Source organism: Serratia sp. P2ACOL2, assembly GCF_003691565.1.
In the GTDB taxonomy this organism is placed as follows: domain Bacteria; phylum Pseudomonadota; class Gammaproteobacteria; order Enterobacterales; family Enterobacteriaceae; genus Serratia; species Serratia liquefaciens.
Genome location: NZ_CP033162.1, coordinates 2,415,709 through 2,435,715 on the forward strand (window position 1 = coordinate 2,415,709; position 20,007 = coordinate 2,435,715).

Here is a 20,007-nt window from a genome sequence, read left to right on the forward strand (position 1 = left end):
TTTCAACTTTCACTCAAGCGCAGTCCCGTCGCGGCATCGAACAGGTGGATCGCGTCACGGTTGGGCGCTAACCACAGCGGTTGGTCGCTTTGTGCGTTAATTCGTCCGTTGAACTGTACGTGCAGGCGATAACCGCCCCAGTTGATATGCAGCAGGCTGACATCGCCGGTGATCTCCATCAGTCGCAGTTGGGCGGCAGGTTGCTCGCTGGTGTCGACCCGGTGGAAGTCATGGGGACGCAGCCCGAGGATCACCTTGCTGCCTGCCGCAACATGCCGCCATTTCGCGGGCAATGGCAGCCAGAGTTCGCCACAGGCGACGCCAGACCGGTCGTCGCGCGGCGTGACGACGCCGTCCAACAGGTTCATTGGCGGTGAGCCGATAAAGCGCGCCACAAAGGTATCGGCGGGAGCGTCGTAGATCTCCAACGGTTTGCCTTGCTGCACGATATTGCCGTCTTTCATCACCACGATTTGGTCCGCCAGCGTCATGGCTTCAATCTGATCGTGGGTGACATACACCGTGGTGGTTTTGAACTGCTGATGCAGGGCCTTGATCTCGGCACGCAGCTCCATACGCAGTTGGGCATCGAGATTGGACAGCGGTTCGTCGAATAAAAATACCTTGGGATTACGCACCATGGCGCGGCCCATCGCTACCCGCTGCCGTTGGCCGCCGGAGAGTTCTTTTGGATAGCGCTGCAAAAGATGATCGATCGCCAAAATGCGCGCTGCTTGCTGAACCTTGGCCTGCTGCTCGGCCTTGGCTACCTTCATCACCTGCATGTGAAAAGCCATGTTTTCCGCCACCGTCAGGTGCGGATAGAGCGCATAGCTCTGGAACACCATGGCGATGTCGCGGTCGGCAGGATCCAGATCGTTGATCTTCTTTTTATCCAGCAGGATCGTGCCTTCCGTCAGGCTGTCCAGCCCGGCCAACAGGCGCAGCAGCGTGGACTTGCCGCAGCCTGACGGGCCGACCAGCACGGTAAAACTGCCGTCGGGGATCACCAGATCCAGGGGGTTCAATACCCGCTGTTTGCCATAGTATTTGGCCACTTTTACCAGTTCTACACTTGCCATCAGACCATTTCTCCGGCGCAGGTTTTCAGGGTATTCCAGTCCAGATACTGGCGCGGCGAGCTGCTGATAGCGTGGCTGGCAGCACGAATACCCCAGCGCAGCGCCACTGCTGACGAGTGGCCATGCAGGCAGGCGGTCAGGAAACCGGCATTGAAACTGTCGCCGGCACCAATGGTGTCGACCACCTTGATCGGATGTGCCGCCGCCTGCAATAACCGTTCGCCGCACCACATGCGCGCACCGTCCGGGCCACATTTCACCACGCAGGCGGCGTCGGCAGGCTGTTGACGATTCAGGGTGCGAGCGGCGGTGTACAGATCCTCACTGCCCGCCATGCCACAGGTTTCCACTTCATTGAGCAGCAAAACATCGCAGAACGGCAGCCAGTCGGCGATTTGCGTGCGTAACGATTCGCTCCAGCCCTGTGGGGGCCAACCGGTATCAACCGCAATGCGATAGCCGCGCTGGCGCAGGGTCTTCAGCAACGCCGGGTAGTCCGCCAACAAGGTGGTGCACAGGAAGGTGCCGCACAACAAAACGGTGTCGCCGCTGCCGGCCAATACCGGGATCTGATGCAGCACATCGTCCTGGCTGAGGCGGGTAATATGCCCCTGATTGCTAAAAAACGTGCGTTCATTGTCGGGGTGGGTGACGCCGAAAGTCAGCGAAGTTTCGCAGCTGTAGATCGGCCAATACGGCGAACTGTCCGGAAACAGCTGCGCCAGCCAGGGGCTGAAATAGTCATTGCCCTGATTGGCCACCAGCCGGTAAGGGGTTTCCAGCGCCGCCAGCGCCAGTGCGCAGTTGCCTGCTGAACCGCCGGGGCGCAGTTCACTGTGATCGAGCATCGCTTCAGTTCCTTTCTGCGGCCATTGCTGCAAGGTGCTCATGATCACATCGACGTTGATATTGCCCACCACGTACAGCGTGGGTTTGGTGTTGGTCTTCATCATGTCTATTTTCCCTGAATAAATTAGCCCTTGCTGCCGCCGCTGGTTAAGCCGCTAACCAGGGTTTTTTGCAGCCAGAGGGCAATGAACAGCGGTGGAATGGCAGCCAGAATGCCGACGGCGGCGATCAGCCCGTCATCGGTGGCCCGCCCGGCGGTGAAACCGGCTATGGTCACCGGCAAGGTCTGCGCCTGAATATTGCTGGTAAACAGCAGCGCGTAGAAAAATTCGTCCCAGGCCAGCAACCAGCCGAACAGCGCCGAGGCACCCAATGCCGGTTTGGCCAGCGGCAGGGTAATGCGCAACAGCACTTGCCACTGGCGTAACCCGTCCAGCCGGGCGGCCTGCTCGATGTCGATCGGCAGGGCATCAAACTGGTTTTTCAGCATCCAGGTGAGAAACGGCAGGATCAGCGAGCAGTAGACCAGCACCAGACCGATATGGGTGTTCAACAGCGCCAACTGTTGCAGGATAAAGTACAGCGGCAGCACGAAAGCCACCGGCGGCACCATGTAGATCGCCAGGCTGGCAAATAGCCAGCCGTCGCGGCCGGGGTAGCGGGAAAAGCTGAACGCCGCAGGAATGGCCAGCAATAACGAAATCAGCGTCGCGCCGCAGGCAACCAGCAGGCTGTTGAACAACGCATGCAGAAACAACGCACCGGGTTGGCCGGGTTGCAACGACAGCAGGCTGACGTAACGCGAAAAATCCCAGTGACGCGGCAGCCATTCCAGCGGCACGCGGGTCAGATCGGCCGAAGAGCTGACGCTCATCAGAAACAGCCATAGCATCGGTGCGAGGATCGACACTGCCAGCAGCAGCGCAGCGCCGTAGCGCAAGAGCAGGCGGAGTTTAGGCTTCATCGGCGAGGCTCCTTCTGCGCTGGCGGAACAGCATCAGCATGTACAGCGCAATCAGCACGCCGCACAGCAAGGTCATCAGCACGGCGTAGGCGGCACCGCTGCCGGCGCGCAGATAGCTGAACGATTCCTGATAGACAAAGAAACTCAGGGTTTTGGTGCTGTCCATTGGCCCGCCGCGCGTCATCACGTAAATGATGTCGAACACTTTGAACGCGTCGATGGTACGCAGCACCAACGCCACGGCCAGCGGCGCCAGAATGGCGGGCAGGGTAATGGCGCGGAATCGTCGCCAGGCAGAGGCGCCGTCCAGCCGAGCCGCCTCGTACAAATCGTCCGGGATGGTTTGCAATGCCGCCAGCGTCAGCAGGGTGATCAGCGGATAGTTCTTCCAAATGTCCGCCAACATTACCGCGTTGAGTGCCGAAGCCGGTTCTCCCAGCCAACTGCGATAGTGGTCGATCACGCCGAGCTGAGTCAGCAGCGCGTTGATGCTGCCGTAATCCGGGTTGAAATTCAGTCGCCACATCGTGGCATTAACGATGGTCGGTAGCGCCCAGGGTAAAATCACCAACACCCGCAGCAGATTGCGACCGTGGAATTTTTGATTGAGCAACAGCGCCACCAGCACGCCAATCACCCCTTCAAACGCCACCGAAACCAGGGTGAAATACAGCGTCCGCCCCAGAGCAGCCTGAAAGTCCGGGTCGGTCAGGGCATAAAGAAAGTTATCCGCACCGACCCAGGCCGGCGCTACGCCGTCGCCGACCAGCGCCGCATCGGTAAAACTCAGCCACAGGGTACGACCCAGCGGCCAGGCGGTAAGCAGCAGCATCATCAGCAGCATGGGTGCCAGCAGCACCCATGCCTGACGACGCTCACGTTGGGGCAGAGTGAGCATCGTCATCGCTTAACGCAACCGTGCTGCGCTTTGGGTCGCGGCATCCAGCCCGGCCTGCGGCGTGACTTTGCCCTGCAGGATTTGCTGCAGGTCCTGCTGCAATCCGTTGGACAGCCGTGAGTAATCCGCGGTTTCGGGGCGCGAAAGCATCACGTTCAACGACTGTTTGGCGGCAGCGATCAGCGGTTCCTGACCTTTCTGCACCGCGGGATCCTCATAGGAGGATTTCCAGATCGGCAGACTAAGCTTGGCGTACTTGTCCTGCACCGGCTGCGAGGTCATGTAGCTGATGTACTGCCAGGCCTGATCGGGGTGGGCGCTGGCCTTGGCAATGCCGAGACCCATGGAGCCATTCACTGCAGAAACCTGACCGGCCTCGGAGCCCGGTGCCGGCACGATACCGACGCCGCCGGCCACCTTGCTTTGCTTCGGATCGTTGGCCATGTTGTACATATAGGTCCAGTTCAGTGCGAAGGCTGCATCCCCGTTGGAGAAGGCCTTGCGCACGTCCTCCTCAAGATACTCGCGAGAATTCGGGTTGGTGAGTCCTTTATCCAGTGACGCTTTCATGTAGCTGGCGGCCTGCAGCGAACCCGGGCTGGAGAAGGTGATTTTGCCCTGCTGGATGAACTGGCCCTTGAAGGCCGACACCAGCGTGGTGTAGTCGCAAACCAGCGCTTCGGCCTGTGACCAGCTCCACACCAGCGGGTACTTGACCACGTTTTTCTGCTTCAGAATTTCCGCCTGCTGTTCCAGCTCCTGCCAGGTTTTCGGCGGGGCGGCAATCCCGGCCTTGGCCAGCATGGCCTTGTTGTAATACAGGTATTTGGTGTCGAGGATCCACGGCATGCCCCAGCGCTTGTCTTTGTAGGTGACGGTGGTCATGGCGCCGGCAAAGATTTTGGCGCTGTCGTCGGCGCTGATGCGCGCGGTGACGTCTTGCAGCAGGCCGAACTTGGTGAATTCCGCCGGCCAGATGGCGTCGAACAGCACCACGTCGTAACCATTGCTGCCGGCACCGCGCGCCGCGACGATTTTATCGTGCAGCGCCTCGTAAGGGACAAACTCCAGATTAACGGTGATATCCGGGTGTTGTTTGCTGAAGTCCGCGGTCATGGCGCGGATATCGTTTTCACTGTAGGCCGCCTGGGTCATAAACAACGCGCTAATTTGCGTGGGGGCGGCATAGGCGGATGAGAGACTGAGCGCCAGGGCAGACAAAGTACAGACTGCCGTAGCGGCAAGGGTATGGCTTTTCATTGTGCGTTCTCCGGTGTTAAAAAGATTTTTAAATCAATTTGATTGCTTTATTGGAGGGCACCATACTGCAAAGACGATTTCCCTTTCTGCATAGGCAGTTATGACGACTTCCGGCACTAACCTTGAACATGCTCGCGCACACAACCGGCGCGTAGTGATAGAGGCTATCCGTCTGCACGGAGAACTGACCCGTGCCGAAATTGCCCGGCTGACCTCACTGACGCCGCAAACCGTTTCAAACATCGCAACCGAGCTGGAACAGGCCGGCATTCTCTCTTCGCACCTGCCGCGTCGTGCCGGCGGGCGGGGTCAGCCGGCCACGCCGTTGACTCTTAACCCAGACAGTGCGTATTCCATCGGCATCCATCTGGATCACCAGTCCCTGCTGATGATCGTGGTTGATCTGTCAGGCAGCGTACGTTTCCACCGGCTGATTATGGTGCAAAAGCCGCAACCTGCTGCCACCTTGAAACTGATTTGTGATGTACTGCAAGAAATGCGCCAGCAGCCGGATCTGGCCTGGGGGAAAATGCTGGGGATCGGCGTGGTAATGCCGGGGCCGTTTGGCGTGGAAGGGATTTCATCGGTGGGGCCGACCACGCTCAACGGTTGGGAAAATATCGATGTGGTGGCTGAACTTAACGCGCAAAGCGGCCTGCCGGTGACGCTGGAGAACGATGCCACCGTCGCCGCCATCGGCGAGCGTTTGCACGGCGTAGCCAGACAGCTGAATTCGTTTATTTATTTGTATCTCGGTACCGGGCTTGGCGCGGGGATTTTCACCGATGGCCGAATTTATACCGGCCATGCGCACAATGCTGGTGAAGTCGGCCACATGATTGTGCAACCGGGCGGGCGCGCCTGCTACTGCGGTAACCAGGGCTGCCTGGAACGTTATGTCTCGCTGCAGGCGGCCTACGAGAGCTGCGGGCTGGATCCGATGAGCGCCAGACCACAAGACTTGCTGGCATTGCCGCAGTCGCAGATTGACACCTGGCTGGATTCGGCGGTGCCTGCGTTACGTCAGGCGATCAACATCGTCGAATGCATGTTTGACGCTGAAGCCGTGATTATCGGTGGCCTGATGCCGGAAAGCCTCGTGGCGCAACTGATCAAACGGTTGGTGCCGCTGCATCGCTCGGTGCGCAGCAAATACCTCGACGGCCTGCGGGTGCGGCTGGGCACCACCGGTGCGGATACCGCCGCATTGGGGGCGGCGGCACTGCCGCTGTTCGATGAATTCAATCCCCGTTATGAAGTGTTATTGAAGTCATAAAACCCATCCTCCGATTTATATTCTTGCCCAATAATGGTGCAGGCTAATCATTAATCCAATATAAGCAAACGGTTGCTATTTAAGGGCAACCGTTTGCTTATATTCTGCTTATTTTTCGTTGGCTCGGAATATTGTTCGGTGAATTTTATCCTTCTGTTTTTAAACATAAATAGTCAATAAAAAACCGACTGGCACGCGGCTTGCTATTCTTAAATCAACATCTGCGATCGATAAAAAGACCGCCATCGCTCTCCAGGCTGAATTGACTCAGCCGGGTGCTGTGCGCTGGTCGGTAGAGAAGGAAAGCAAAATGAACATGCCATTCACCACGGCGATCCGTGGCAATTTTTTCGACATCGCGGCCTGCGTGGATCACCCGCAGCAATTAGGTCAGCAACTGCGACATATTCCTGACGGGTTAATGCTGCTCCATGAAGGCGCGATTGCCTGGTTCGGCAGCTGGCAGCAGGGCGAATCGCTGTTGCCGCCGGGGTTTGAGGTCGCTCATTATCCGGACAAACTGATCGTGCCGGGTTTTATCGACACCCATATTCACTACCCGCAAACCGAAATGATCGGCGCCTATGGCGAGCAACTGCTGACCTGGCTGAAAAACTATACCTTCCCGACAGAAAGCCAATTTTGCTGCGAACGGCACTCAGATAAAATGTCGGCATTCTTTCTGCAGCAGCTGTTAAGCAACGGCACCACTACGGCGCTGGTATTTGGCACCGTGCATCCTCAGTCGGTTGAAGCGCTGTTCCGCCAGGCGGCGGCGCTGAACATGCGCTTGATTGCCGGTAAGGTGATGATGGATCGCCATGCGCCGGAAGCCTTGCTGGAAAGCCCGGAACAGAGCTACCGCCAAACGCGAGCGCTGATTGAGCGCTGGCACGGCAAACAGCGGCTGAGTTACGCCATTACGCCACGCTTTGCGCCCACCAGCACCCCGGCGCTGCTTGAGCAGGTGCAGCGCCTGCGCCAGGAATTTCCGGATGCCTACCTGCATACCCATCTGAGCGAAAATCTTGATGAAGTGGCCTGGGTAAAAGAGTTGTTCCCCGACAGCCGCAGCTACCTGGACGTGTACCACCAGTACGGGCTGACCGGAGAGAAAAGCGTGTTCGCCCACTGTTTGCATCTGGAAGAACAAGAGTGGGATTGCCTGTGCCAAACCCGTTCGGCGATCGCCTTTTGCCCAACCTCGAATCTGTTTCTGGGCAGCGGTTTGTTCAACCTGCAAAAGGCCTGGCAGAAGCAGGTCAGGCTGGGTATCGGCACCGACGTCGGGGCCGGGACCACCTTTAACATGCTGGAAACGCTGGGTGAGGCTTACAAGATCGCTCAGCTGCAGCGCTATCAGCTTTCCGCCTGTGAAGCCTTCTACCACGCGACGCTGGGCGGAGCTCGAGCCCTGTCGCTCGACGACAAAATCGGCAACTTCGACGTGGGCAAAGAGGCGGATTTTGTGGTGCTGGATCCGGCCGTGTCACCGCTGCAAAAGTTGCGACATGAAAACAGCCGCGAACTGGCGGAGCAACTGTTTGTGTTAATGACCCTGGGTGACGATCGCAATGTTTATCGTACTTACGTCGACGGCAAAGTGGTGTACCGAGCGGCCAAGTGCCAGGAGGCGGCATGATCCAGTTTCTGCTTAATCAAACCCTGAAAACAGAAACCGCACTCGATCCCAACACCACGGTGCTGAACTACCTGCGGCGTGACCTTGGCCGCTGCGGCACCAAAGAGGGCTGTGCCTCCGGCGATTGCGGCGCTTGTACCGTGGTGTTGGCCGAGCCGGAAGGCGATCGGCTGCGTTATCGCAGCGTTAATGCCTGTCTGACCTTCGTCAGCGCGTTGCACGGCAAACAGTTGATCACCGTAGAGGATCTGAAACAGCAGGGGGAATTGCACGGCGTGCAGCAGGCTATGGTCGACTGTCACGGTTCACAGTGCGGTTTTTGTACACCGGGTTTCGTGATGTCGATGTTCTGCCTGCAAAAAAACACAGCGTGCTATCAACGCGAACAGGCGCAGCAGGCACTGGCCGGCAACCTGTGCCGCTGTACCGGCTATCGCCCGATTTTGGCGGCGGCGCAGCAGGCGTGCGATAACCCTAAGCCAGACAGCTTCGACCACCACCAGCCACAAACGCTGCAACGGCTGCAGGCCATCCGTGCCGCAACGCCGCTGGAGGCTGACGGCAAGCGCTGTTTGCTGCCGCAGAGCCTCGATGAGCTGGCGCGGCTCTATCAACAGCACCCGCAGGCCAAGCTGCTGGCCGGCGGGACCGATCTGGCGCTGGAAATCACCCAGCGGCATCAGGATATCCCGCTGATCATCGCTATTGGCCAAATCGAGGCGCTCAGGCAGGTAAGCTGGCAGGGCGATCGTCTGGTGATTGGCGCCGGCGCCGCGTTGAGTGATTTGTATCCGATGTTGGCCAACTATCATCCGGCCTTTGGTGAACTGCTGGCGCGTTTTGCTTCCCAGCAGATCCGCAATCAGGGCACGATGGGGGGCAATATTGCCAATGCTTCACCGATTGGCGACGGTGCGCCCTTATTGCTGGCGCTGGACGCGCTGCTGATCCTGCGCTGTGGTGCTACCCAGCGTGAACTGCCGTTGAACGACTTCTTCCTTGGCTACCGCCAAACCGCACTGCAGCCGGGAGAATTTATTGAAAGTATCGTACTGCCTGCCAGCGCACCGGCGGACTTTCGTGCCTGGAAAGTCTCCAAACGCCTGGAAGACGACATTTCGGCCGTGTGCGGCGCTTTTAATTTGACCTTTGATCAAGGCGTTATCCGCAGCGCCCGCGTGGCGTTCGGCGGCATGGCGGCGACCCCGAAACGCGCCGAACTCTGCGAGCAGCAACTGGTGGGGCAGCCCTGGCGGCGAGAAACCCTTGAGCAAGCGGCACAGGCGTTGGCGCAGGACTTTACGCCGCTGAGCGATTTCCGCGCCAGCAGCGCTTACCGTTTGCTGGTGGCGCAAAACCTGCTGCGTCGCTACTTCATTGCGCTGACAGCGCCGCAGCTGGCAATAGAGGTGACCGCTCATGAGTAATCGCAAAGGGACCGAACACACCCAGGAACAGCTGGCAGAACGTTTCCGCCAGTCGTTAACCAGCGGCGTAGGCCGCAGCCGCAAGCACGAGAGTGCCGACAAGCACGTCAGCGGTGAAGCGCAATACATCGACGACAGGCTTGAGTTTCCGAACCAATTGCATCTGGCGGCCAGGCTGAGCGAACGGGCACATGCGCAGATCGAAAAGCTGGACCTGTCGGCATGTTACGACTTTTCCGGCGTGGTAAGGGTGATCACCTGGCAGGACGTACCGGGCGAACTGGATATCGCCCCTTTAACGCACGGCGATCCGCTGCTGGCGAAAGATAAGGTGGAATACGTCGGACAGGTCATTGCGGTTGTGGCGGCGGAAGATCCGGAAATTGCCTGGCGTGCCGCTCAGGCGATTAAAGTGACCTATCGGGATTTACCGGCACGGTTGGACGTCACTCAATCTTTACGGGAAGGTTTCCTGGTGCAGGAGGCGCATCGTCATCAACGGGGTGACGCCGACCGCGCGTTGGCGCAGGCGAAACACCGCATTCAGGGGGAGCTGCATGTCGGCGGTCAGGAACACTTTTATCTGGAAACCCAGATTGCGTCGGTGATGCCGGCCGAGGACGGCGGCATGCTGGTGTATTCCTCGACTCAGAACCCGACCGAGATCCAAAAGCTGGTGGCCTCGGTGCTCAACCTGCCAATGCACAGAGTGACAATCGATACGCGGCGCATGGGCGGTGGTTTTGGCGGTAAGGAAACGCAGGCTGCCGGTCCTGCGTGTTTGTGCGCCGTGATGGCGCATCTCACCGGGCGACCGGTCAAAATGCGCCTTAACCGCCGCGATGACATGTTGATCACCGGCAAGCGCCACCCGTTTTATATTCAATATGACGTAGGTTTCGACGACAGCGGGCTGCTGCACGGGGTGAAAATCAGCCTGGCAGGCAACTGTGGTTATTCGCTCGACCTTTCGGGTTCTATCGTCGATCGCGCCATGTTCCACGCTGATAATGCCTATTTTCTGGAAGATGTGCTGATTACCGGCCACCGCTGTAAGACGCATACCGCTTCCAATACTGCTTACCGGGGCTTTGGCGGGCCGCAGGGCATGATGGCGATTGAGCAGGTCATGGATCATATTGCACGCTATCTGGCGCTCGATCCGTTGGCGGTGCGAAAAACCAACTATTACGGCAAGGATCAACGCAACGTTACGCATTATCACCAGCCGGTGGAGCAGAACCTGTTGCAGGAAATCACCGCAGAGCTGGAGCAAAGTGCCGATTATCAGGCCCGCCGTCAGGCGATCCGGCAGTTCAACATGCAAAATCCAATCCTGAAAAAAGGGCTGGCGCTGACGCCGGTGAAGTTTGGTATTTCCTTCACCGCCGGCTTCCTTAACCAGGCCGGTGCGTTGGTGCTGGTGTACACCGACGGCAGCATTCAACTTAACCACGGCGGCACCGAAATGGGCCAGGGGCTAAACACCAAAGTGGCGCAGATTGTCGCCGAAGTGTTCCAGGTGGACATCGAACGTATTCAAATCACCGCTACCGATACCGGCAAGGTGCCGAATACCTCGCCGACGGCGGCGTCATCCGGCACGGATCTCAACGGCAAGGCGGCGGAGAATGCCGCGCTAATCATTAAACAGCGGCTGATCGAGATGCTGAGCAAACAGCATCAGGTCAGTGCGGAGCAGATTATTTTCAATAACGGCCAGGTCAAAGTGGCCGAGCGTTATTTCAGCTTCGAGCAGGTGGTCGAACAGGCCTATTTCAATCAGGTTTCGCTCGCCAGCACCGGCTATTACCGCACGCCGAAAATTTTCTACGATCGCGACCAGGCCCGCGGTCACCCGTTCTATTACTTCGCCTACGGCGCGGCCTGCGCGGAGGTGGTGATCGACACCCTGACTGGCGAGTACAAACTGCTGCGCGCCGATATTCTGCACGACGTGGGCGACTCGCTGAACCCGGCAATCGACGTCGGTCAGGTCGAGGGGGGCTTTGTGCAGGGCATGGGCTGGCTGACCAGCGAAGAGCTGGTGTGGGACGAACAAGGGAAGTTGCTGACGAACGGGCCAGCCAGCTACAAAATCCCGGCTATCGGCGATGTGCCTGCCGATTTGCGTGTCAGGCTGCTGGAAAACCGCAAAAACCCGGAAGATACGGTGTTTCATTCCAAAGCGGTGGGTGAGCCGCCGTTTATGCTGGGCATTTCGGTATGGTGCGCAATCAAAGACGCGGTCGCCAGCCTGGCGGATTACCGCCTGCAACCCAACATCGACGCACCGGCCACGCCGGAACGGGTGCTGTGGGGCGTGCAGCAGATGTTACATAGTGACGTTGTCACCGATGGCGTGCGGGGGAACGGCGATGGACGAATGGATTGAGGCGCTGGCAGAGGCACGCAGGCGCGGCGAGCCCTGCGTATTGGTGACGCTGGTCGATGAACGAGGCTCTACGCCACGCAATCGCGGTACCAAAATGCTGGTAACCGCCGAACGTGCGGTGAATACCATCGGCGGCGGCCATCTGGAGTTCCAGGCGTTGGCGATTGCGCGCGAAATGCTGCAACAGGCTGCGCCCCAGTTACGGCTGGAGCGTTTCCCGCTGGCGGCGCGACTGGGCCAGTGCTGCGGCGGCACCACCAGCGTGCTGTTTGAGCCGATGATATCGCCGCGCCCGCAGATCGCTCTGTTTGGTGCCGGCCACGTCGGGCGCGCGCTGGTGAATATCCTCGCCACGCTGCCGTGCCGGGTGCGCTGGGTGGACGGCCGCGCTGCGGAGTTCCCGCGGGTTATTCCCGCCGGGGTGCAGCAAGAAATCAGCGATGAGCCGCTGGAGATCGTCGACGCCATGCCGCCGGGCAGTTATTTTATCGTGATGACCCACGATCACGCGCTGGACCTGGCACTGGCGGAGCGAATTTTACGTCGCGGCGACGCAGGGTACTTCGGCCTGATCGGATCGCTGACCAAACGCAAACGCTTCGAATACAAGCTCGGCCAACGCGGCATCAGCGAAACGGCGATCGCCGCCATGCGCTGCCCCCTGGGCCTGCCGGACGTGAAGGGCAAACTGCCGGCGGAGATCGCGGTGGCGGTGGCCGGGGAGGTTATTGCCTGCTACGGGCAAGGTTTACGCTGAAAAGGTTTTCATTAAACCGAAGGCCAAAAAGCCTGATGCTTAGGCCAACTCAACATTCTAATCACTTGTTTTTGCTCAAACTGCCAACTGCGCCTAAGCTAGGATGTGGCCTGGGAACTGGGGTTCCCGCGCAATTTATTCTGTGAACATGGAGGAGTTTCGATTTGATGCGTTTATCTACATTGGTGTTGGCGATCGGCATGGCGCTGAGCTCGCAGGCACAGGCAGCAGAAACTAACCCGCACGCTGACCACACCGCGTTGCCGAGTGGTCAGGCGAAGGAGGCTAACGTGACCGGTGAAGCCAACCAGCACAACAATAAAAAGAACCAGAACCCGTTCTTCTACCAAAGTCGCCTGCCGTTCCAGGCGCCGCCGTTCAATTTGATTAAAGAGAGCGACTACGCCCCGGCAATTGATGCCGGTATCAAGCAAAAGCTGGAGGAAGTGGAGAAGATTGCCAACAACCCGGCCAAGCCTGATTTTAAAAATACCTTCGTGGCGCTGGAACAGTCTGGGGCGTTGCTGTCACGGGTGATGAACGTGTTTGGTGCCATGACCTCGGCCAACACCAGTGACGCGCTGCAAAAGTTGGATGAAGAAAGCTCACCGAAGCTGGCGGCGCTGGACGACGCCATCATGCTCAACAGCAAACTGTTCGCGCGTATCAAGACGATTTATCAGCAGCGTGATGCGCTGAAGCTGGATGCCGAATCTCGCCGCCTGGTGGAAGTGACTTACAAAAATTTCGAGCTGGCGGGGGCCAATCTCTCCGACGCCGATAAAACCAAGCTGAAGGCGCTGAACCAGGAAGCGGCGACGCTGAGTACCCAGTTCTCCAACAAGCTGCTGGCGGCGACCAAAGATGGTGCGCTGGCTATCGCCGACAAGGGTAAGTTGGACGGATTGTCTGAGAGCGAACTGGCCGCTGCCGCTCAGGCCGCCGGTGAGCGTAAGCTGGACAAGCAGTGGTTACTGGTATTGCAAAACACCACCCAGCAGCCGGATTTGCAAAGCCTGAAAAATCGAGACACCCGCAAGGCGCTGTTTGACGCTTCGTGGAATCGGGCAGAAAAGGGTGACGGCAACGACACTCGCCAGACGATTGCCCGGCTGGCCAAAGTCCGTGCCGAACAGGCCAAACTCTTGGGCTTCCCGAACTATGCGGCCTGGAAGCTGCAAAACCAGATGGCCAAAACGCCGGATGCGGCGCTGAGCTTTATGCGTAATATCGTCCCGGCAGCCACTGCGCGTGCCGAACGTGAAGCCAAAGACATTCAGGCGGCTTCCGACCAGCAGAAAGGCGATTTCAAGGTTGCCGCCTGGGATTGGCAGTTCTATGCCGAACAGGTGCGCAAGGCGAAGTACGATCTGGATGAATCGCAGATCAAACCTTACTTCGAATTGGATAACGTGCTGAACAACGGCGTGTTCTATGCCGCCAACCTGCTGTACGGCATCAGCTTCAAAGAACGTAAGGATATCCCGGTTTACCAGCCGGACGTGCGCGTGTATGAGGTGTTCGATAAAGACGGCAAATCGATGGCGCTGTTCTATACCGACTTCTTTAAACGCGACAACAAAGGCGGCGGCGCCTGGATGAGCAACTTCGTCGAACAGTCGAAGTTGAAAGGCACCAAACCGGTGATTTACAACGTCGCCAACTTTACCAAACCGGCACCGGGTCAGCCTGCATTGCTGTCTTACGACGACGTGATCACCATGTTCCACGAGTTTGGTCATGCGTTGCACGGTATGTTCGCCGATCAGGAGTACCCAAGCCTTTCAGGTACCAATACCGCACGTGATTTTGTCGAATTCCCCTCGCAGTTCAACGAGCACTGGGCCAGCGATCCTAAAGTCTTTGCGCATTACGCCAAACACTACAAAACCGGTGAAGCCATGCCGCAGGAACTGGTCGATAAAATCAAAAAAGCCGACAAGTTCAACAAGGGCTACGACATGACCGAGCTGCTGTCTGCGGCACTGTTGGATATGCACTGGCATATGCTGAGCGCCGATCAGCCGCAGCAGGACGTGGATAAATTCGAAGCCGAATCGCTGATGAAAGACAAGATCGATCTCAGCTACGTGCCGCCACGCTATCGCTCAAGCTACTTCAAACACATCTGGGGTAACGGCTATGCCGCGGGTTATTACGCCTATCTGTGGACTGAAATGCTGGCGGATGACGCCTTCCAGTGGTTCAGCGAGCACGGTGGGCTGACGGCGGAGAACGGCCAGCGTTTCCGCGATATGGTGCTGTCACGCGGCAACAGCCAGGATCTGGAGAAGTTGTACGTCGAGTGGCGCGGTAAAGAACCGAGCATCGAGCCGATGTTGATCAACCGCGGTCTTAAAGACGAATAACAGTTCGCGGCATAACCCAAAACTCCCTGAAGGGCGCAAGTTTCTTGCGTCCTTTTTTTTCGTCGGGACATAGCCGAAACGAGGATTTGTCATGCGCCGGATATTTTTGGCCCGTGAGCAATCAAGCACAAAAATGGCAGACCGATCCTGTGGTTGCCAATAAGTCAGGCCCCGCGAGCGGGGCCCAACGTCCTCAGCGGTTAACCACCTTGGCAGGTAATGCAACTACCAGCAATGAACTGATCAGCAGACACCCGGCGAATGCCCACAGAGCGCCGCCGCTTTTACCGGTCAGGTCCAATGCCAGCCCCATCAGCGAGTTACTCACCAACCCGGCAATGTTTGCCAGCGAACAGGCCAGCGCGAAGCCGGTTGCCGCTGCTGTGCCGCGCAGAAAGGTGGCCGGCAGGCTGAAAAACACCGGTACCGCACCGATGATTGCGGCCTGCGCAACAGAGAACAGCAACACCGTGGCGATCACGTTATGGGTGAAGAACGTGCTGCCGGCCATCGCCATCGCGCCGACAATAAAGGGCACAATGATGTGCCAGCGACGCTCACGCATGCGGTCGGAACTGGTACCGATCAGCAACATCCCCAGCAGGGCAGCAACGCTCGGTAACGCAGTCAGCAGGCCGATGGTAGTGATGTTGGTCACGCCGGCAGTCTTGATAAAGGTTGGCATCCAAAAGCCCATGGCATAGGCGCTAAGCAGGATCGAGAAGTCAATGCCACCCAACATCCACACTTTGAGGTTAAAGAAACCGTCGCGAAAACTGTGCTTGCTGTGGCTGGCTTCGGCGTCGTCCTGGGCCAGATCTTCTGCAATGCGTTGTTTTTCGTCCTCGGACAGCCATTTGGCCTGTCGATAGTTGTTCGGCAGCACCCAGAACGTGAGTACGCCCAACAATACGCTGGGAATGCCTTCCAGCAGAAACAGCCATTGCCACCCGTGCAGCCCGTGTCGCATATCAAAATGTCCCATGATCCAGCCAGACAGCGGGCCGCCAAGCACGCTAGACAGGGGCAGGCCGATCATGAACAGCGCAATGATGCGGCCGCGACGGTAAGTCGGGAACCACAGTGTCAGATAATACAGTACTCCTGGCAGGAAGCCGGCTTCCGCTACGCCAAGTAAAAAGCGGATGATGTAAAACTGGTTGGGGGTAGTGACAAACATCGTACAGGCGGAAAGCAGGCCCCAGGTGATCATGATGCGGGCAATCCACACCTTGGCGCCGACGCGCTGCAGGATCAGGTTACTCGGCACTTCAAACAGGATATAGCCGACAAAGAACAGCCCGGCGCCCAGCCCGAAGGCGGCCTCGCTCAGTTGCAATTGGTCGGCCATCTGCAACTTGGCCAAACCGACGTTGATGCGGTCGAGATAGGCGGCCAGATAGCACAAACAGAGGAACGGGATCAGCTTCCAGGTGATTTTGCGGTACAGAAGCGATTCTGCTCCCGCTTTCCCGGTTAACGGGGTTTCAACAATGGCCATGATGATGTCTCCAGGTGGTGCATGGTGGCCTCCGGAGGAGGAGCGTTGTGTGTTTGCTTTTGAGGCGCTTTCCGCGCCTTCTTTATTGTTCAGCTCTCCGTGCAGGTGAAGCTCTGGGTTACAGCCGGTTCAGATAGTCGAGGGCCTCCTTTTTAGTCACGACATCACCGTATTTACTGTCGATGTCGAACAGATTGGCCTCATGCGGCCCGGGGTGACGATCGCCTACGCATTCCCGCACGACGATGGTGCGGAAGCCGTGCTGTACCGCGTCCACTGCGCTGGCACGAATACAGCCGCTAGTGGAGCAACCGGCCAACAGCAGGGTATCGACGCCCAGCGCCACCAACATCGGGGCCAAAGAGGTGCCGAAAAAAGCGCTGGCATACTGTTTGGTTAATACCACTTCTGCGGCCAGAGGAGTTACCTGCGTGCAAAAAGCCGCCAGCGGGTTGCCTTCCACCATGTCCTTCATAACCGGAGCTTTTTTCACCCAAATGCCGCCATCGGCAAAATGCCCCGCATGATAGCGGATATTGGTGTGAATCACCGGAATTCCCGTTTGGCGAGCGGTGGCCAACAGCGCCACGCTCTCGTCGACCGCGCTGACCACGCCGGGAGCGAACAGCGGTGCACCCTCGGTTGTGTAGCCCTGCATAAAATCGATCATCAGCAGGGCCGGATGTCGGCCGAAGCCGATGCGGTTGCCCCAGACGCCGCTGTAATTATCGGTGAGTGAGTTATCGGCTGCGGATGCCATAGTTGCTCCTTAATAGGCGCCGGACAGCAGGGCACCTGCGCCGGGAACGATCGGCTCCAGCTCCAGTGCGGTCAGCATGGCGTAAGTGGTTGCGATGGCGGCGGTCAATACCGGTTTGCCGGTTTGTGCTTCAACGGTAGCCACCGCCGGTAAGGACGGCATTTGCACGCAGGCGGACAGCACGATGGCGTCAACGTCGGTCAGATCCATCTCGGCGACAATGCCCGGCAGTTTGGCCGGGTCATGGCGTCCCACGGCCAGATTGTCGGCAATCTCCAGTGCCCGCCATACCTTGACCTCAATACCCTCGTGCTCGATATAGTCCACCACCATTTGGGTCAGGGGTTTCATGTAGGGGGCGACTAACGCAATGCGTTTGGCCCCCAGCACTTTCAGACCGTTGACCAGCGCTCCGGCGCTGCTGATGACCGGAGCGCCGGCGTTATTATCTTGCGTCACCTGTGCCAGTCGGGCCTGTGACTCACGGTGATAGCCCAGCCCCATCGACATGATTGCTACCAGGCAGGCATAACCGAGCACGTCGACTTGTGCGTCGGAAAGTTCCAGAGCACAACGGTCGGATTCGGCGTCCATCGCCGCCAACTCCGCCTTGCTGACGTGTTTCATGCGCATGCGGCTGGAGTGAAAGGTGAAACGCTCCGGGCGGATTAGCTGACGAGCGTTCAGCATCGCCGGAATTTCGGTTTCCATCGTGGTGTTGGAGCTGGGGACGATTTGGCCGATACGGTAATTTTTAGTCATGACACCACTCCTTAATTAATCCAGAAAATTGCCCAGAGCACGGAAGAAACCGTCAAAGTCGTCCCACGGGATCATATGTCCGGCATTTTCAACGTGCGCGAGAGTTATCTCTGGCTGCAATGCGCGGATCTCCGCCTCGTCTTCCTGCTGGATCACGCCGCCAAGGCCCGCGACCATCAGTAATGTCGGCATGCTCAACGCGGGATAATCGCGATGACTATCGACCTGATGGAAATCTTCATAGGCGCGTTGGATGGCCGGTTCATAGCAGGTGTGCAGCCATTCGGCACGCAGTTGGCGCTGCGATTCGCTCCAGCTGGGGCAGTAAGTGCGCATCTGTTCGGCGTTCATACCCAACAGTGACTGACGGATCGAATCGACATACCAGGGCCACTTGCCCGGATATTCGCGCCGACCGGGGCCGGAAACTGGCGGGTCGATCAGCACCAGCCGTCGTACCCCTGCCGGATGGAGCGCGGCAGCGCGTAAGGCAAAGCGCGCCCCCATTGAATGACCGAGCAGGGCGTAGTTTTCCAATTGCAAAGCGCAAGCGAAAGAGGTTATGTCCTGGGCACAGGTTTCGGCGTCATAAGCCAGCTCCGGTCCGCTGGCGGATAGTCCGCGCCCACGTACGTCCAGCACATAGGTGTCGTACTTTTCAGCCAGTCGTTCGGCCACGAAGCCCCAGGTGATCGCCGGGCTGGTGATGCCGGGGATCAGGATCACCACCGGGCCTTGCCCGCCGTAGCGCAGATAGTGCTGGCGAATGCCGTTGGCCTGCACGTTGGCGCCATACAGAAAGTGGCTCATGCGGCGTTCTCCGATTTCAGCGCTTGCGCGTACAGGTCATAGCCGTAAACCCAGGCGGGATCTTCTTGCGTGCGCAGGAAGGTATTGGCATTGGATACCGCCTGCACGCGAGAAGCCCGCTCTTTGCGGTTGGCTTCATACAGTTGGAAAGCGGTGCGATAGTCGGTCAGGCCGGTTTCCTGCAGACAACGCGCCAGCATGGCGGCGTCTTCGATCGCCATGGCTGCGCCCTGAGCCATGTGCGGCTTCATCGGGTGGCAGGCATCGCCAAGCAGTACCATGCGGCCTTCGCTCCACAACGGCAGCGGTTTACGGTTCAGCAACGGCCATTTGGTGACCTGTTCGCTGGACTCGATCAATGCCTGCACAATCGGGTGATAACCGGCGAAGGTTTCGTACATTTCCTCGCGGCTGCTGTCGATAAAGCTGCCCTGGAAATCCCATGCCGGGTGCGGCACGCCGCTGACGTAGTAGTATTCGTCACGCTTTTGGGTGGTGTAATAGACCATCAAGTGACGATCCGCCGACCACCATTTAACGCAGTCTTCAAAACTCAGGTTGTATTTGGCCAGTTTATCGCCGCGGATCAACGCCCGGTGCGCCACCCAACCACTGTAGGTAGGGGCTTCAGTGCCCAGCAGGTGTTCGCGAATGCGGGAATTGATGCCGTCGGCGCCAATCACGATGTCTGCACTGGCCTGAGTACCGTCGGCAAAATTCAGCACCACATGGTTTTCGCGCTCTTCAATCTTGCTCAGGTGCTTGCCAAAATGCACGCTGCCCGGTTGCAGTGCCGCCATCTGCAAGGCCTGCAGATCGCCGCGGTGTACCGTCACGTAAGCGGCACCGTACTCTTTGCGGGCAAATGCCCCCAGTTCGATGCGAGATAGATAATCACCCGTTTCGGCGTCGCGGCTGAACCAGAAGTCCGGGTGAGACGCCATTTGCTCCAAGGGTTGTTCAATGCCGAGACGGCGGAAAATCTTCAATACGTTTGGCCCCATATGGATACCGGCACCCAATCGTGAAAATACCGGACTCTGTTCGTACAGGTCGACGGTAAAGCCCGCTTTTTGCAGCAGACCGGCGGCGGCGGCGCCACCCAAACCGGCGCCGACTACGGCAATGCGTTGTTGTTTGCTCATCATTTTTCCCCTGACTGTTGGTTTTTTTACCTGCTATCCGCTGCGATAACGGATAATCGATTTATAGTGTATACGCTAAATAACGCAAAGTTGCACAAGTGTTAATTTTG

At 58.1% G+C, this 20,007-nt stretch carries 16 protein-coding genes; 6 read left to right on the forward strand and 10 right to left on the reverse strand.

From position 1 onward, the window contains the following. Positions 1-2: 2 nt before the first annotated feature. Genes EBA31_RS11945 through EBA31_RS11965 form a run of 5 tightly spaced genes read right to left on the reverse strand, consistent with a single transcriptional unit; the run spans position 3 to position 5,053 of the window. Positions 3-1,082, reverse strand: coding sequence for an ABC transporter ATP-binding protein (locus EBA31_RS11945; protein WP_122079232.1), 1,080 nt, complete (start codon positions 1,080-1,082; stop codon positions 3-5). Continuing rightward, positions 1,082-2,035 carry a carbohydrate kinase family protein gene (locus EBA31_RS11950; protein ID WP_082144825.1) on the reverse strand — a complete coding sequence of 318 codons (954 nt, stop codon included), beginning with the start codon at positions 2,033-2,035 and terminating at the stop codon, positions 1,082-1,084. Before EBA31_RS11950 ends, EBA31_RS11945 begins: the two co-directional genes overlap by 1 nt. A gap of 20 nt (positions 2,036-2,055) precedes the next feature. Continuing rightward, positions 2,056-2,895 (reverse strand): carbohydrate ABC transporter permease, encoded by an 840-nt coding sequence (locus tag EBA31_RS11955; protein WP_046373635.1) that lies wholly within the window; start codon positions 2,893-2,895, stop codon positions 2,056-2,058. Continuing rightward, a complete protein-coding gene (locus EBA31_RS11960) occupies positions 2,885-3,793 on the reverse strand; it encodes a carbohydrate ABC transporter permease (RefSeq protein ID WP_122080613.1) in 909 nt (302 codons plus the stop codon). The genes EBA31_RS11955 and EBA31_RS11960 overlap by 11 nt, the downstream gene beginning before the upstream one ends. Positions 3,794-3,802: 9 nt before the next feature. Further along, entirely contained in the window at positions 3,803-5,053 is a 1,251-nt protein-coding gene (locus EBA31_RS11965; RefSeq protein ID WP_122079234.1) for an extracellular solute-binding protein, read from the reverse strand. 100 nt (positions 5,054-5,153) lie between these two features. Here EBA31_RS11965 and EBA31_RS11970 point away from each other — a divergent pair, with 100 nt between their 5' ends. The 6 genes from EBA31_RS11970 to dcp all read left to right on the forward strand — a co-directional run bounded on the left by EBA31_RS11970 (position 5,154) and on the right by dcp (position 14,919). Next, positions 5,154-6,329: an ROK family transcriptional regulator gene (locus EBA31_RS11970; protein ID WP_020826775.1), complete on the forward strand. Its 1,176-nt coding sequence runs from the start codon at positions 5,154-5,156 to the stop codon at positions 6,327-6,329. Positions 6,330-6,639: 310 nt separating this feature from the next. Beyond that, positions 6,640-7,971, forward strand: a complete 1,332-nt coding sequence (guaD, locus tag EBA31_RS11975; protein ID WP_122079236.1) for a guanine deaminase — start codon at positions 6,640-6,642, stop codon at positions 7,969-7,971. After that, positions 7,968-9,398 carry a xanthine dehydrogenase small subunit gene (gene xdhA, locus EBA31_RS11980; protein ID WP_122079238.1) on the forward strand — a complete coding sequence of 477 codons (1,431 nt, stop codon included), beginning with the start codon at positions 7,968-7,970 and terminating at the stop codon, positions 9,396-9,398. The genes guaD and xdhA overlap by 4 nt, the downstream gene beginning before the upstream one ends. Beyond that, the gene (xdhB, locus tag EBA31_RS11985; RefSeq protein WP_122079241.1) at positions 9,391-11,793 is read left to right on the forward strand and encodes a xanthine dehydrogenase molybdopterin binding subunit; all 2,403 of its coding nucleotides are present in this window, start codon (positions 9,391-9,393) and stop codon (positions 11,791-11,793) included. Before xdhA ends, xdhB begins: the two co-directional genes overlap by 8 nt. Further along, positions 11,777-12,550 (forward strand): xanthine dehydrogenase accessory protein XdhC, encoded by a 774-nt coding sequence (gene xdhC, locus EBA31_RS11990; protein WP_122079244.1) that lies wholly within the window; start codon positions 11,777-11,779, stop codon positions 12,548-12,550. Before xdhB ends, xdhC begins: the two co-directional genes overlap by 17 nt. A 167-nt stretch (positions 12,551-12,717) precedes the next feature. Continuing rightward, on the forward strand, positions 12,718-14,919 hold the full coding sequence (dcp, locus tag EBA31_RS11995; RefSeq protein WP_122079246.1) for a peptidyl-dipeptidase Dcp: 2,202 nt from the start codon (positions 12,718-12,720) through the stop codon (positions 14,917-14,919). A gap of 193 nt (positions 14,920-15,112) precedes the next feature. Here dcp and EBA31_RS12000 read toward each other — a convergent pair whose 3' ends face one another. The 5 genes from EBA31_RS12000 to EBA31_RS12020 form a co-directional block, all read right to left on the reverse strand. Beyond that, positions 15,113-16,420: an MFS transporter gene (locus EBA31_RS12000; protein ID WP_048759082.1), complete on the reverse strand. Its 1,308-nt coding sequence runs from the start codon at positions 16,418-16,420 to the stop codon at positions 15,113-15,115. A 118-nt stretch (positions 16,421-16,538) separates the two neighbouring features. Next, positions 16,539-17,180, reverse strand: a complete 642-nt coding sequence (locus EBA31_RS12005) for an N-carbamoylsarcosine amidohydrolase (protein WP_046373627.1) — start codon at positions 17,178-17,180, stop codon at positions 16,539-16,541. Between the two features lie 9 nt (positions 17,181-17,189). Continuing rightward, positions 17,190-17,891, reverse strand: a complete 702-nt coding sequence (locus EBA31_RS12010; protein ID WP_202914226.1) for an Asp/Glu racemase — start codon at positions 17,889-17,891, stop codon at positions 17,190-17,192. A 66-nt stretch (positions 17,892-17,957) separates the two neighbouring features. Next, positions 17,958-18,752: an alpha/beta fold hydrolase gene (locus EBA31_RS12015; RefSeq protein ID WP_122079251.1), complete on the reverse strand. Its 795-nt coding sequence runs from the start codon at positions 18,750-18,752 to the stop codon at positions 17,958-17,960. Continuing rightward, positions 18,749-19,900, reverse strand: a complete 1,152-nt coding sequence (locus EBA31_RS12020) for an FAD-dependent monooxygenase (RefSeq protein WP_041414542.1) — start codon at positions 19,898-19,900, stop codon at positions 18,749-18,751. Before EBA31_RS12020 ends, EBA31_RS12015 begins: the two co-directional genes overlap by 4 nt. Positions 19,901-20,007: the final 107 nt, after the last annotated feature.

Bases quoted from the DNA above. Each gene is read 5' to 3' on its own strand.
- EBA31_RS11950 (WP_082144825.1), bottom strand. From the start codon at position 2,035: ATGATGAAGACCAACACCAAACCCACGCTGTACGTGGTGGGCAATATC.
- EBA31_RS12010 (WP_202914226.1), bottom strand. From the start codon at position 17,891: ATGGAAACCGAAATTCCGGCGATGCTGAACGCTCGTCAGCTAATCCGC.
- EBA31_RS11945 (WP_122079232.1), bottom strand. From the start codon at position 1,082: ATGGCAAGTGTAGAACTGGTAAAAGTGGCCAAATACTATGGCAAACAG.
- xdhA (WP_122079238.1), top strand. From the start codon at position 7,968: ATGATCCAGTTTCTGCTTAATCAAACCCTGAAAACAGAAACCGCACTC.
- EBA31_RS12000 (WP_048759082.1), bottom strand. From the start codon at position 16,420: ATGGCCATTGTTGAAACCCCGTTAACCGGGAAAGCGGGAGCAGAATCG.
- EBA31_RS11960 (WP_122080613.1), bottom strand. From the start codon at position 3,793: ATGCTCACTCTGCCCCAACGTGAGCGTCGTCAGGCATGGGTGCTGCTG.
- EBA31_RS12020 (WP_041414542.1), bottom strand. From the start codon at position 19,900: ATGATGAGCAAACAACAACGCATTGCCGTAGTCGGCGCCGGTTTGGGT.
- EBA31_RS11955 (WP_046373635.1), bottom strand. From the start codon at position 2,895: ATGAAGCCTAAACTCCGCCTGCTCTTGCGCTACGGCGCTGCGCTGCTG.
- EBA31_RS11965 (WP_122079234.1), bottom strand. From the start codon at position 5,053: ATGAAAAGCCATACCCTTGCCGCTACGGCAGTCTGTACTTTGTCTGCC.
- EBA31_RS11970 (WP_020826775.1), top strand. From the start codon at position 5,154: ATGACGACTTCCGGCACTAACCTTGAACATGCTCGCGCACACAACCGG.
- xdhC (WP_122079244.1), top strand. From the start codon at position 11,777: ATGGACGAATGGATTGAGGCGCTGGCAGAGGCACGCAGGCGCGGCGAG.
- dcp (WP_122079246.1), top strand. From the start codon at position 12,718: ATGCGTTTATCTACATTGGTGTTGGCGATCGGCATGGCGCTGAGCTCG.
- EBA31_RS12005 (WP_046373627.1), bottom strand. From the start codon at position 17,180: ATGGCATCCGCAGCCGATAACTCACTCACCGATAATTACAGCGGCGTC.
- xdhB (WP_122079241.1), top strand. From the start codon at position 9,391: ATGAGTAATCGCAAAGGGACCGAACACACCCAGGAACAGCTGGCAGAA.
- EBA31_RS12015 (WP_122079251.1), bottom strand. From the start codon at position 18,752: ATGAGCCACTTTCTGTATGGCGCCAACGTGCAGGCCAACGGCATTCGC.
- guaD (WP_122079236.1), top strand. From the start codon at position 6,640: ATGAACATGCCATTCACCACGGCGATCCGTGGCAATTTTTTCGACATC.